At 64.3% G+C, this 13,699-nt stretch carries 7 protein-coding genes; 2 read left to right on the top strand and 5 right to left on the bottom strand.

Annotation, left to right across the window (positions count from 1 at the left end):
• Positions 1 to 22: 22 nt before the first annotated feature.
• A complete protein-coding gene (locus AB4Z43_RS19225; protein ID WP_027046652.1) occupies positions 23 to 982 on the bottom strand; it encodes a DMT family transporter in 960 nt (319 codons plus the stop codon).
• Positions 979 to 3,285 (bottom strand): xanthine dehydrogenase family protein molybdopterin-binding subunit, encoded by a 2,307-nt coding sequence (locus AB4Z43_RS19220; protein ID WP_441938733.1) that lies wholly within the window; start codon positions 3,283 to 3,285, stop codon positions 979 to 981. Before AB4Z43_RS19220 ends, AB4Z43_RS19225 begins: the two co-directional genes overlap by 4 nt.
• Before the next feature lie 153 nt (positions 3,286 to 3,438).
• On the opposite strand from AB4Z43_RS19220, the gene pepN reads away from it, so the two are divergent.
• Positions 3,439 to 6,084, top strand: coding sequence for an aminopeptidase N (pepN, locus tag AB4Z43_RS19215; RefSeq protein ID WP_441938732.1), 2,646 nt, complete (start codon positions 3,439 to 3,441; stop codon positions 6,082 to 6,084).
• Positions 6,085 to 6,279: 195 nt separating this feature from the next.
• Positions 6,280 to 8,601, top strand: a complete 2,322-nt coding sequence (locus tag AB4Z43_RS19210; protein ID WP_019857156.1) for a PAS domain-containing sensor histidine kinase — start codon at positions 6,280 to 6,282, stop codon at positions 8,599 to 8,601.
• Between the two features lie 45 nt (positions 8,602 to 8,646).
• Here the strand turns inward: AB4Z43_RS19210 and AB4Z43_RS19205 are convergent, their stop codons facing one another.
• The 3 genes from AB4Z43_RS19205 to AB4Z43_RS19195 form a co-directional block, all read right to left on the bottom strand.
• A complete protein-coding gene (locus tag AB4Z43_RS19205; RefSeq protein ID WP_038652367.1) occupies positions 8,647 to 9,117 on the bottom strand; it encodes a hypothetical protein in 471 nt (156 codons plus the stop codon).
• A 139-nt stretch (positions 9,118 to 9,256) separates the two neighbouring features.
• Positions 9,257 to 12,217, bottom strand: a complete 2,961-nt coding sequence (locus tag AB4Z43_RS19200) for a bifunctional [glutamine synthetase] adenylyltransferase/[glutamine synthetase]-adenylyl-L-tyrosine phosphorylase (RefSeq protein ID WP_441938731.1) — start codon at positions 12,215 to 12,217, stop codon at positions 9,257 to 9,259.
• A complete protein-coding gene (locus AB4Z43_RS19195; protein WP_441938730.1) occupies positions 12,217 to 13,695 on the bottom strand; it encodes an ATP-binding protein in 1,479 nt (492 codons plus the stop codon). Before AB4Z43_RS19195 ends, AB4Z43_RS19200 begins: the two co-directional genes overlap by 1 nt.
• Positions 13,696 to 13,699: the final 4 nt, after the last annotated feature.

Genomic DNA, 13,699 nt, shown 5'->3' with positions numbered 1-13,699 from the left:
CGTCCGCTACGCGGACCTCTCCTCACCCCTGCGGCAGCGTCACCTTGCGCGTTCGCGTGCGCTCCAGGCCCAGTTGCCGCTCGCGCCAGATGATGAAGATGCCGGCGGCCACCACGATCGCACCGCCAATCAGCGTGTTGAGCGAGGTCACATCGCCGAAAATGAAATAGCCGACGACAACGCCGAGGATCATCGAGGTGTATTCGAACGGCGCCACCACCGAGGCCTCGGCGTGGCGATAGGCCGACGTCATCAGGATCTGGCCGAGGCCGCCGCAGAAGCCGGCCATGACGAGCAGCGCGGCTTGCGTCGGCGTCAGAGCTTGCCAGCCGAAAGGCAGTGTCAGCAGCGAGAGCACGCTGGCCGTCGACGAGAACCACAGGACGATGGTCGCCGTCTTCTCCGTCTGCACGAGATTGCGCACGAGCAGCATGGCGACCGCCGAGATCGCCGCGGCCACCAGCGCAGCCATGACGCCCAGGACCTCCTGGTCGTCGAGCCCTTCATCCGAGTTGAGCAGCGTCAGCTCCGGCCAGGAAATGATGAGCACGCCGACAAGACCAACGGCGACCGCGCTCCACCGATAGACGTGGATCGACTCGCCAAGGAAGACCGAGGAGAACACCACGACCAACAGCGGCTGCGCATAGTTCAGGGTGATCGCCTCCGGCAACGGCAGCCTGGTGAGCGCGAAGAAGCCCAGCCCCATGGCGCCGACGCCGACGACGCCGCGCGCGACATGGTTGAAGGGACGTTTGGTGACGAATGCCGTCGGCAGCTGTCCCTTCAATGCCAGGAAGGCAATGATCGGGAAGATGGCGAAGAAGGAGCGGAAGAAGACGATCTGCCCCGCCGGCACGTCACCGGCCGCCTTGATGCAGGTTTGCATGCCGACAAAGACCGCGACGGACACGATCTTCAGCGCGATGCCCCTCAGCGTGCCGTGGCCTCCCGTCGTTCCTGGTTCCGCCCCTGATGTCACGTCGGCGATGCGCCCCTGATCGCGGCCCAGATGCGCGCCGGCGTCGCGGGCATCTCGATATGCCTGATGCCATAGGCGCGCCACAGCGCATCGGTGACGGCATTGAGCGCCGCCGGTGTCGAGCCGATCGTGCCGGCCTCGCCCGCGCCCTTGATGCCCAGTGCATTGGTGGTCGAAGGCACGTTGCGGGTCTCGAAATGGAAGAACGGGAAATTGTCGGCGCGCGGCATGGCATAGTCCATGAAGCTCGCCGTCAAGAGCTGCCCATCCTCGCCATGGATGGTGTTCTCGGTCAACGCCTGGCCGATGCCTTGCACCACGCCGCCATGCACCTGGCCGGCGAGCAGGATCGGATTAACGGTGACGCCGAAATCGTCGACGATGGTGTAGCTGACGATCTCGGTCGCGCCGGTGTCGGGATCGATCTCGACCTCGCAGATATGGGTGCCGTTCGGATAGGTGCACTCGTCCTGCACGAACTCGCCGAACCCCTTAAGGTCATCCGGCGTCTTCGCGGCCTTGGCGATGCTCGAGAAATCGATGCTCCGGTCGGTGCCGACGATGCGGGCAACGCCATCGGACAATTCGATATCGCCGGCCGAGGCCTCAAGCTCGTCGGCGGCGATGCGCTTGATCTTGTTGGCCAGATCCTCGCCGGCGCGGGAAGCCGAGACACCCCCCAGCGGAATGGAGCGCGAGCCGCCTGTGCCGCCGCCCGCCTTTAATTCGTCGGTGTCGCCCTGGCGGACATGGATCTTGTCGATATCGAGATTGAGTTTTTCCGACAGGAACTGCGCATAGGCGGTGGCATGCCCCTGGCCGTTGGTCTGGGTGCCGATCTTCAGCGTCACCGTGCCGTCGCCATTGAGCTCGACAAAGGCCGGCTCCGAGCCCGGAAAGGCGCAGGCCTCGATATAGGTGGCCATGCCGATGCCGCGGATCTTGCCGCCGGCTTTGGACTGTTCCAGCCGCTGCGGAAACGCCTTCCACTGCGACCGTTCGATGGCGCGGTCCATATGGCCTTCGAATTCGCCATTGTCGTAGAGACGGCCCGTCTGCGTGCGATAGGGAAACTGCTCGGGCCGGATGAAGTTGCGGCGGCGGATCTCTTCGACAGGCAGGCCGAGATCATGAGCGCAGGCGTCAACCAGTTTTTCCAACAGGAACGCCGCCTCGGGACGCCCGGCGCCGCGATAGGCGTCGACCGGGCAGGTGTTGGTGTAGAGGCCGGTCACCGAGACATCGAGCGCCCTGATATCATAGACGCCGGTCGACATGGTGACGCCGATATAGGGAATGAAAGGGCCATATTGCGAGATATAGGCGCCGATATTGGCAAGCAGCTCGACCCTCATGCCGAGGAAGCGGCCGTCCTTGTCGAGCGCCATTTCGGCCGTCACCGCATTGTCGCGGCCTTGGGCGTCGGTGAGGAAGTGCTCGGTGCGGTCGCCAGCCCACTTCACCGGGCGGCCAAGCCGCTTCGCCGCCTCTAGCACCAGCGGATATTCGCGGTAGACGAAGCTCTTCGGCCCGAAACCGCCGCCGACATCGGGCGTGATGACGCGCAGTTGGTCCTTCTTGATCTTGAACACGCTGGCCAGGATGTACTGCATGGAATGCACGCCCTGCGACCCGGTGGTCAGCACAAAGCGGTTTTCCCCGACATTCCATTCGCCGATCGCCGAGCGCGGCTCCATGTAGTTGCAGACCAGCCGATTGTTGACGAATTCGATGCGCGTGACGTGAGCGGCCCCGGCGAAGGCCGCGTCCGTCTTCCTCTTGTCGCCGATATGATAGGTGAAGGCGCGGTTGGAGCCGAGTTCCGGCCAGACCAGCGGCGTGCCCTCCGCAAGCGCCGTCGCAGTGCCGGAGGCGGCGTCCTCGCCGTCATAATCGACCTCGATCAGTTCGGCGGCATCCTGCGCCAAGGCACGGCTGTCGGCGACCACAAAGGCAACCGCATCGCCGACATAGTTGACGCGGTCCCGGCACAGGATCGGAATGTCGCGCGTCGGCGCTTTGGTGCCGTCCGGCTGTGCCTGCATGACGCCGGACTTGAGATCGCGCAGATGGGTGAGATCCCCACCGGTCAGCACGAGATGGACGCCGGGTGCCGCCTTCGCCGCCTCAATCGAGCCGATGGTGAAGCTCGCCTTGGCGATCGGCGAGCGCAGGACATAGCCGTGCAGCACGCCGTCCGGCTTGATATCGTCGGTGTAGCGGCCTTGGCCCTGGATGAAGGCGGTATCCTCGCGCCGCAGCACGGAAGCGCCCATGCCGAATTTCGGTGTGACGACGGTCATGGCTGCCTCGCGGGGATGTGGAGAACGAATGCCTGAAATAGGCATCGGCCGAGTTTTGTCGAGGGACCATTTCGTGTAAAGAGCGCGGACTTCAAATTTCTTGGACCAGCGGGAACCCCCGTGTCCAACGCAATCGACAGGAAAAACAACGGAATGCGCACGGACACCGGCCAGGTCTTCAAGCTCGAAGACTATCGCCCCAACGATTATCTCATTCCGCAGACCAACCTCACCTTCCGCCTTTCGCCCGAGGCCACGATCGTCACCGCGACACTGACGGTCGAACGCCGCGACGGCGGAGCCGCGGCGGCGCCATTGGTGCTCGACGGCGACGGGCTGACGCTCAAGCGCGTCGAGATCAACGGCAAGAAGGCAAAACCGGCGGACCTGCTGGTGACACCTGATCAGCTCACCATTCTCAAGCCGCCGGGCGCGCGGCGCTTCCAACTGCTGATCGAGACCGAGCTAGCCCCGGCGGGTAACGAGGCCCTGATGGGTCTCTACCGCTCGAACAACGTCTATTGCACGCAATGCGAGGCCGAGGGCTTCCGCCGCATCACCTATTTCCTCGATCGCCCCGACATCCTGTCCGTCTACACCGTGCGGATCGAGGCGCTCCGTGACGAGGCGCCGCTGCTCCTGTCCAATGGCAATCCGGGAGACAAGGGCGATATCGGCGACGGTTGGCATTATGCCGTCTGGCATGACCCCTTCCCCAAGCCATCCTACCTGTTCGCGCTGGTGGCCGGCAATCTTGGCCAGGTCGCCGACAGTTTCGTCACAATGTCGGGCCGCGAGGTCGAACTCGGCATCTATGTCGAGCGCGGCAAGGAGAAGCTGGCCGGCTACGCCATGGACGCGCTGAAGCGGTCGATGCGATGGGACGAGGAGGCGTTTGGCCGCGAATACGACCTCGATGTCTTCAACATCGTTGCGGTGTCCGACTTCAACATGGGCGCGATGGAGAACAAGGGCCTCAACATCTTCAACGACAAATATGTGCTGGCCGACGAGGAGACCGCGACCGACGCCGATTTCGCCAATATCGAGGCGATCATCGCGCATGAGTATTTCCACAATTGGACAGGCAACAGAATCACTTGCCGCGACTGGTTCCAGCTTTGCCTGAAGGAAGGCCTGACGGTGTTCCGCGACCATGAATTCTCCGCCGACCAGCGCTCGCGCGCGGTCAAGCGCATCGCCGAGGTGCGCACACTGCGCGCCCACCAGTTTCCCGAGGACCAGGGTCCGCTGGCGCATCCGGTGCGGCCGCGCCGCTACCGTGAGATCAACAATTTCTACACGGCGACGGTCTACGAAAAGGGCTCCGAAGTGGTGCGCATGATCCGCACCATCCTGGGAGCAGATGCGTTTCGCGCCGGCATGGACCTGTATTTCGAGCGGCATGATGGCGAAGCGGCGACCATCGAGGATTTCATCAAAGTGTTCGAGGATGCATCCGGCCGCGACCTGTCGCAGTTCGCGCTCTGGTACCATCAGGCCGGCACGCCCAATCTGACGGTCAGTTCGACGCACAATCAGGCCGCGCAGGAATTCACGCTCGAAATCGAGCAGTCGGTGCCGCCGACACCCTCCGAAAGCCGTAAGCGGCTGATGCATATTCCTCTCGCCTTCGGGCTGATTGGCGCCGGCGGCAAGCCTGTCGCGTTTAGCGGCGTCGAGGGCGCCAGCGTCGAGGACGGCGTCATCCATCTACGCAAGCGCCGCCATATGGTGCGTTTCTCGGGCGTTGCTGAACGTCCGGCGGTGTCGCTCAACCGCGGCTTTTCGGCGCCGGTGACGCTGTCGGTCGAGCAGAAGGCCGACGACCAGTTCTTCCTTGCCCGCCATGACAGCGATGCCTTTTCGCGCTGGCAAGCCTTCAACACGCTGCTCACCGATGCGCTGATCGTTGCCTTCCGCGAGTTCCTTGGCGGCAAGCATCCGGTCTTCGCGACACGACTGACGGAGCTCGCCGGCAGCATCGCCGGCGATGAGACGCTGGAGCCTGCTTACCGGGCGCTTGCGCTGGCACTGCCGGGCGATGCCGACATCGCCCGCGACATCGGCAAGAACATCGACCCCGATGCCATTCATGCAGCCCGGCAGACCCTTGCGCTGGCGATCGCTACGGCCAATGGCGAGGCATTTTCCGAACTCTACCACAGCCTTGCCGACAAGGCCCCCTTCAGCCCGGACGCGGCGAGCGCGGGACGACGCGCCCTGCGCAACACTTTGCTGGACTATCTCTCGCTGCTGCCGGGCGGAGCGGCATTGGCGGCCGGGCATTTCCAGTCGGCGACCAACATGACCGACCGCGCGGCCGCCCTTGCCGTGCTCGCGCATCGCCACCACGCCTCGCCGGAGGCAAACAAGGCGCTGGCGGCTTTCGAAAAGACCTATGCATCCGATCCGCTGGTCATGGACAAATGGTTCCAGATCCAGGCCAGCGTGCCGGGGCCGCAGGCTGTGGACACGGTCCGGGCTCTAACCGCCCATCCGGCCTTCTCGATGGCCAATCCGAACCGGGTGCGTTCGCTGATCGGCACGTTCTCCAGCGCCAACCAGACCGGCTTCCACCGCGCCGACGGCGAAGGCTACCGGTTCTTCGCGCAAACGGTGCTCGAGGTCGAGAAGCGCAATCCGCAAGTGGCGGCAAGGCTGGCGACGGCACTGCGGTCGTGGCGTTCGCTCGAGCCGGGCCGGCAGGCCAAGGCCAGGGAGGCGCTGCTTTCGATCGCCAATGCCGAAAACCTGTCGGCGGACCTGCGCGATATTGTCGAGCGCACGCTGGCCTAGGCGTCCTTGCCTTCTCCCGTGTGGGAGAAGGCCCAGCCGCCGCACCAGCAGAAGCGCATTATTTTAGTCGATTTTTAATCTTTTTTCGCCGGGCCACTGGACAAGGCGAATCACGTTTGATTCTTTACTGACGATTCGGAAGTGCGGCGTTTGCCGGATCACAAAGCAGCATAGGCAATTCGGGGAGTGCCATTTATGGCAAAGGCGGACGCGTGGGGCGCGCCCGGTGGGATGGTTTTTGCGCGTCGCGAGGCGCGCAGCGACGGCCTTGCCGGGAATACGCGGCTCATTGCCGAACCGGCCTACAAGCGGCTTCTGGCCGCCGAACCGCTGCTGCGCCGGTCGATACCGGCCCTCATCATCATCTTCCTGCTCGTCATCGCGGCGCTGCGCGTGCTGTCGCTGATGAATGAGCGCGACGATGTCGAACGCGACGCCAAGGCGATCCTGACGCTGGCGGCGGGCCAGCTGGCCAGTTCGCTGGCCACCACCTCGGACACCGTGCCCGGCGCTGTCCAGGACCTGCTGGAGACCACAAGCCGCCAGGGCGCGATGGGCCGCAGCCATGTGCTCGTCATCACCGACAGCGCTTTCAGGATCACCGCGGTGACGCCGCGCTCGATGCCCTGGCAAGGCCATTCGCTCGACGGCCTCGTCCAGGGCGGCCAGCCGCTGTTCATGTTCGGCGACCGTGCCGGCGTCATGGAGGTCAACATCGGCGGCCAGGACTGGTACGCCGCGGTCAGCGTGGCCAAGGATCGCAAGGGAGCCGCGGCGGCGCTGGTGCCGCAAGAGGCGGTCTTCGACACGTGGCGCAAGACCGTCTCGCTCAACGTCACCTTGTTCGTGCTGACGGCCGGCGTGCTGATCATCATCCTCTACGCCTATTTCGGGCAGGCGGCGCGCGCCCAGGCCGCCGACCGCATCTACCTCGAAGCGCATCAGCGCATCGACATGGCGCTGGTGCGTGGCCGCTGCGGCCTGTGGGACTGGGACATGGTGCGCGGCAAGATGTACTGGTCGCGTTCCATGTACGACATGCTGGGCTACGAGCCCTGCGATACGATGCTGTCCTTCGGCGAGGTCGACGAGATCATCCATCCCGAAGATGGCGACCTGTTCGAGCTCGCCAACAGAATCGTCGCTCGCGAAATCGACCACATCGACCAGGTGTTCCGGATGCGGCATGCCGATGGCCAATGGGTGTGGATGCGTGCTCGTGCGCAGGTCATGGATCCGGAGGCGCCGGAAATCCAGCTGATCGGCATCGCCGTCGACGTCACCGAACAGCGCCATCTGGCGTTGCGGTCCGAAGCCGCCGACCTTCGCCTGAGAACAGCGATCGAGAACATCAACGAATCCTTCGTGCTGTGGGATTCGGCGCAGCGGCTGATCATGTGCAACTCCAAATACCAGCAGGACAACGGACTGTCGGATCGCGACGTGATGCCGGGTGTGACACGCGCTTCGCTGGAAGGGCGGATGCTGGCCTTTGCGTCCGAACGCCGGCTTGCCAACACCAATGGTCCGCAAGGTGGCGCCACTTTCGAGCGGCAGCTGTCCGACGGCCGCTGGCTGCAGGTCAATGAGCTTCGGACCCGGGACGGCGGCATCGTCTCGGTCGGCTCCGACATCACCCAGATCAAGCTGCATCAGGAGAAGCTGGTCGACAGCGAACGGCGGCTGATGGCGACGATCCATGATCTCAGCCTCGCGCGGCGGGCCGAAGAGGAGCGGTCGCGCGAACTCGTCGACCTCAACCGCAAATACATGAAGGAAACCGAGCGCGCCGAGGCGGCGAACCGGGCCAAGTCCGAATTCCTGGCCAACATGTCGCATGAGTTGCGCACGCCGCTGAACGCCATCATCGGCTTCTCCGAGTTGATGGAACAGCGGCTGTTCGGTCCGCTGGGGTCGGCGCGCTACGAGGAGTACGCCACCGACATCAACAGCAGCGGCAAATACCTGCTCGGCGTTATCAACGATATTCTCGACATGTCCAAGATCGAGGCCGGCCAGTTCTCGCTGGACCAGGAGCAGATCGACCTCGGTCCGCTGATCAGCGAGACGGTGCGCGTCGTCTCGTTGCAGGCAGCGCAAAAGGCGATCACGGTGGAAACGCGCATCGCCGACGCTCTGAGTCTGTTCGCCGATCGCCGGGCGATCAAGCAGATCGTCATCAACCTTCTGTCCAACGCGGTGAAGTTCACCGGCCAGGGCGGCCATATATCGGTCAGGGCCCGCAACACATCGGGCGCGCTGGTGCTGACCATCGAGGACAATGGCTGCGGCATCCCGAAAGAGGCGCTCGGCAAGCTCGGCCGACCCTTCGAACAGGTGCAAAACCAGTTCTCCAAGAACCATGCTGGGTCCGGTCTCGGTCTCGCCATCTCACGTTCGCTGGCCGAGCTCCAGGGCGGCGCGCTGAAGATCCGTTCGACCGAAGGTGTCGGCACGATCGTGTCGGTGCGCATTCCGGTGAAGAAGGCGCCGCCGGCCGTCAGGGCCGCCGCTTGAGCAGCAGGCTCCGAGCGATATCGCCGGAGCCTTGATCAAACAATGTTATTGGACGCCGTCGTCATCATCCGATTGGCGGTGATGGCCAAGGCGATGGCCCTTCGGCAGTTCGCTCTTCTCGATCTTGCCGTCATTGTTCTTGTCGAGCATGGCGAACACCTTCTTCTCACGACCGGTGATGTCATCCGTGGTCAGCGTGCCGTCGCCCTTGGTGTCGTAGCGGGCGATGATGCGCCTGGCCATCCGCTCGAAGCGCGCCTTCTCCAGCGCGTCGGCGAGTTGGGCGACGGTCAGCTTGCCGCCATTGTCGGCAACGAGCTTCTTCAGCCGCGCGTTCATGGCGTCGGAAAACTGGTCGAAGGTGATGGCGCCGCCTGAATAGCTCATCGCCTTGTCGAGTCGGGCCATCATGCCGTCGCGCATTTTCGCGCTGGCATTGTTTTCGGCATAGGCGGTGGTGCCGACGGCGCCGGCAAGTGCTGCGAAGGCGAGGGCAAGCTTGGTTGACTTTCTCATGGTCTTCTCCTGTTGCATCGTCACCCCCGATGCGAGAGCGGCGGATCTTCGATCCTGTTGCCGCTCTATCTCATTGTTCGAGCATCGGATTTTCCCAAAACCGGCTTCCACTTTTGGGTCCGATGCTTCGACAGTTATTTCATGGTCGTCCGGCATGAAGCAAAAGATCAAAGTCCTTCCTGACCTTCTGCGACGTCTCCTTGAGATGTGCTTCCAGCACACCGAAATCCGGCAGGTCGGTGACCGCCAGAAGCAGATCCGAAAGCCCCGGCGGAACGTCGTCGCGCTCGAACGGGCCGGTGAGGCACAGCCGGGTCATCTGGGTCAGCGCCAGATAGAGTGCGAAGGCGGCACCAAGCTCTTGCCTGACCCCGGCACCGGCGAAGCCAGGCGCGAGGCGGGACAGGATCTCCGCCGTACCGGTGACACGCGGCCCGGCCTCGACCTTCCCGGTGATGACAGCCACCTGGGCGATGAATTCGAGATCGATCAGCCCGCCGGGAATCAGCTTGATGTCCCAGAGATCGCGTGCCGGCTTTTCCTTCTCGATCATGGCGCGCATGTCCGAGGCTTCGGTCTTCACCTTTGCCGCGTCGCGCGGCTGGCCAAGCACGGCTGCGACTTCCGCTTCGACCTCGGCGCACAGGCCGGCATCGCCGCCAACGGCGCGTGCCCGCGACAGCGCCATGTGTTCCCAGGTCCAGGCCTCCTGGCGCTGGTATTTCTTGAAGGCATCGATGTGGGTGGCCACGGGCCCCTTGTTGCCGGACGGCCGCAGCCGCAGGTCGAGTTCGTAGAGCACTCCTTCCGCCGTCGGCGCCGATACGGCCGAGATCAGCCGCTGCGTCATGCGGGTGTAGTAGTGGGAAGGCGCCAGCGGCTTGTCGCCGTCGGAGTCCTCGGCGTCCGCGTCATGGTCGTAGAGCAGGATGAGATCGACGTCCGATCCCGCGGTCAATTCGCGGCTGCCGAGCTTGCCCATGCCGAGCAGCGAAACCACGCCGCCGGCGATCGTGCCGTGGCGCGCCGCGAATTCGGCGGTCACCGCCTGCAACGCCGCCTCGATGGTGAGATCGGCGAGATCGGAAAAGGCGCGGCCGGCGCGGGCCGGATCGATCGAACCGGCAAGCAGCCGCACGCCGATCAGAAACTTTTGTTCCGAGGCAAAGATGCGCAGCCGGTCGAGCACCTCCTCATAGGCCCTGTCGCCTTCAAGGAAGGCGGAAAGCCGTGCCGAGAGATAGGCGCGGTCGGGGAGTTCAGTCAGCAAGGCCGGGTCGAGCAGGCCGTCGAAAACATGCGGCCGGCGCGTGATGATCGCCGCCAGCCGAGGCGCGGCGCCCATGATCGTCGCCATCAGCTTGAGCAGCGCCGGGTTGGACTGCAACAGCGAGAACAGCTGGATGCCGGCAGGCAGGCCGGCAAGGAATTCGTCGAAACGGATCAAGGCTTCGTCCGCCCGGCGCGTCTGGCCGAAGGCCTTGAGCAGCGCTGGCGTCAATTCCGTCAACCGCTCACGCGCTTCCGCCGACTGGGTGACGCGATAGCGGCCGAAATGCCAGCCGCGGATGACGCGGCAGATGTCGCTCGGCCGCTGGAAGCCGAGACCCTGCAAGGTCTGCAGCGTGTTGGGGTCATCGACATCGCCGGTGAAGACCAGATTGCCGATCCCCGCCGAAAGCTCCGGGGCCGTTTCAAAAAGGGCTGCATAATGGCGCTCGACCTGCTGCAGCGAGGCGCGGAATGCCAGGGAAAACCCCGCCGCATCGGCAAAGCCCAGCATGTGGGCGATGCGCTCCAGCCCTTCATCGTCTTCCGGCAGCGTGTGCGTCTGCTCGTCCGCCACCATCTGAACGGCATGCTCGACACGGCGCAGGAACCAGTATTGGCGGGCGAGTGCGTCACGCGCATCGGCGGTGATCCAGCCGCGCGCGGCGAGCTGGCCAAGCATCGGCACCGTTTCGCGGCCGCGCAGTTCGGGGAAGCGGCCGCCGGCGATGAGCTGCTGGGTCTGGACGAAGAACTCGATTTCGCGGATGCCGCCTCGGCCGAGCTTGACGTTATGGCCCTTCACGGCGATCTCGCCATGGCCCTTGTGGGCGTGGATCTGGCGCTTGATCGAATGGACGTCGGCAATCGCCGCGTAGTCCATGTATTTGCGCCAGATATAGGGCTGGAGTTCCCTGAGGAATGCAGTACCCGCAGCCAGATCGCCGGCCACCGGACGCGCCTTGATCATCGCCGCGCGTTCCCAGTTCTGGCCGCGCGCTTCGTAATAGCGCAGAGCCGCTTCAACCGGAATCGCCAGCGGCGTCGAACCGGGATCGGGACGCAGCCTGAGATCGGTGCGGAAGACATAGCCGTGCTCGGTGCGGTCCTGCAGGATGCGCACCAAGCGCCGCGTCAGCCGCGAAAACAGCTCCGTGGCGTCGAGCGGGTCGACCACGGCAGGCGCTTCCGGATCGAAGAAGACGACAAGATCGATGTCGGAGGAGAAATTCAGCTCATGCGCGCCAAGCTTGCCCATGCCGAGCAGGATCCAGCCCGATTGCAGCGACGGGTTGTCGAGATCCCGCAGTTTGAGCTTGCCCTGGCCATGCGCGTCGCGCAGCAGGAAGTCGACGGCCGCGCGAGAGCAAGCCTCGGCAAGATCACTCAACCGCCGCACGGTCAGCGACGTTTCCGCCTCACCGGCAAGGTCAGCCAGCGCGATCAGGAAATGTGCCTCGGCCTTGCACTGGCGCAGTTCCATCATCAGGCTGGATTCGGAGACCGCCTCGGCCAACGGCGCCTGTTCGATCGCGGCGGTGATCGCCTCCAGGCGCGCCTCGACCGGCTGGTCGAAAAGGGCATCCAGGATACGAGGCCGTCGCCGCGCCGCGTCACGCAAAAACGGCGAGAGGTCGAAGACTGCGGCCAAGAAATCCCGGCCCTCCCCCTTGCCGGCCAGGAATTTGGCCAGCCGCGTCAACCCTTCTTCGCGTGCCGCCGCGGCGATTTCGGCCAGTTCCTGCCGCGACCTGGCTTCGTCGAGAGGGGCGAGCCCAAGGGCAGGCTTCAACTGCCAGTCCGTGACCGTCCGCTTCGCAACCGCAGCCATCAGTGATCCTCCCGTGCGGGGAAACTCATGACCACGGATAGTCCCGGATTGCCAGGCAAGAGATCAAGCCTTCCATGATGGAAACTCATGACCGCCTTGGCGAGGCTGAGGCCAAGGCCGGAGCCCGGTTGCGAACGGCTCTTCTCCAGCCGCACGAAACGTTCGGTCGCCCGGGCCCGATCGGCATCGTCCGGAATGCCCTGGCCGTTGTCGACGACACAAAGCCTGATCTCGCCATGGGTCCGCTCGAGCGTCACGCGAACGGCCGGCTTGGATGTGGAGTCCGTCGAATATTTGATCGCATTGTCGACGATGTTGGACAGCGCCTGGCCGATCAGCTCGCGGTTGCCGTCGACAAGAAAAGCGCCATTCACGTCGGCTTCGAGCGAAACGCCAGCCTCTTCCGCCACCGGCTCGTAGAGCTCGGCGACATCACGCACGGCCGCCGCCAGATCGACGCGATCGGTGTGCTCTGACGAATATCCGGCCTCGAGCCGGGAGATCATCAGGATGGCGTTGAAGGTCTTTATCAGCTGGTCGGACTCGGCGATGGTGCCTTCCAGCGCCTGGCGGTAATCGGCGGGCTTGTGCTTGCCCGAAAGTGTCGCTTCGGCGCGGTTGCGCAGCCGGGTCAGCGGCGTCTTCAGATCATGCGCGATGTTGTCGGAAACCTGCTTGAGGCCTTCGTTGAGCGTGGCGATCCTGGCCAGCATGGAATTGAGATTTTCCGAAAGCCGGTCGAATTCATCGCCGGCGCCGGTCACCGGCAGCCGGCCCGAGAGATCACCGCCCATGATGCGACGACTGGCCTCCGACACGCTGTCGATGCGCTTCAGCGCGGCGCGGCCGACAAAGAACCAGATTAGCAGTCCGCCGAGCCCCATCATGCCGAGCGCCAGCGTCAGCGCACGGCGGATGACGGCACGAAAGCGCTCCGGTTCGCCAAGATCGCGGCCGACCAGCATGATCATCTGGTTAGGCAGCCGCAGCACCAGCGCAATGGCGTTGTGGCCCTTCTCGCCTTCGGCCGGCACCGCGTTCTCGCCGGTCGCAGGCGGCGGCGTCTGGTCTGACGTTCCGCTGCGAAGGCGATCAAGCTCGCCTTCGCCAAAGCGCTTGTAGGAGAACGGCTCGGTCGTCCAACCCTCGGTGTCGATCACCCCCGGCTCGAGGCTCTGTACGTTGCCGGTTAGAATCTGGCCGTTGGCATCGGCGATGAGATAGAGGTTGGCCCCAGGCTGGCGGGAGCGGTTTTCGACCACGCGCACCAGCACGGGCAGGCCGCCGCGCTGATAGGCGCGGGCGAGGCCCAGCACTTCGTCGTTGATGGTCTCCTGCGTCTGCGCCGTCAGCATGCGCGCCGAAAGCGAGGTCATGTAGAAGACGAGCAGCACGGCGCAGAGCGCGAAGAGCAGAAGGTAAAGCGCCGAAAGCCGCGCTGCCGTCGTCCTCATGATGGCCGGCACGGAGAGAGCCATGCTG

This window comes from Mesorhizobium sp. 2RAF45 (genome assembly GCF_052115225.1).
Lineage (GTDB): Bacteria > Pseudomonadota > Alphaproteobacteria > Rhizobiales > Rhizobiaceae > Mesorhizobium > Mesorhizobium jarvisii.
This window is presented reverse-complemented; position numbering and strand designations above follow the sequence as displayed.

Coding starts and splice junctions, on each gene's coding strand:
- AB4Z43_RS19220 (WP_441938733.1), bottom strand. CDS start 3,285: ATGACCGTCGTCACACCGAAATTCGGCATGGGCGCTTCCGTGCTGCGG.
- pepN (WP_441938732.1), top strand. CDS start 3,439: ATGCGCACGGACACCGGCCAGGTCTTCAAGCTCGAAGACTATCGCCCC.
- AB4Z43_RS19210 (WP_019857156.1), top strand. CDS start 6,280: ATGGCAAAGGCGGACGCGTGGGGCGCGCCCGGTGGGATGGTTTTTGCG.
- AB4Z43_RS19205 (WP_038652367.1), bottom strand. CDS start 9,117: ATGAGAAAGTCAACCAAGCTTGCCCTCGCCTTCGCAGCACTTGCCGGC.
- AB4Z43_RS19200 (WP_441938731.1), bottom strand. CDS start 12,217: ATGGCTGCGGTTGCGAAGCGGACGGTCACGGACTGGCAGTTGAAGCCT.
- AB4Z43_RS19195 (WP_441938730.1), bottom strand. CDS start 13,695: ATGGCTCTCTCCGTGCCGGCCATCATGAGGACGACGGCAGCGCGGCTT.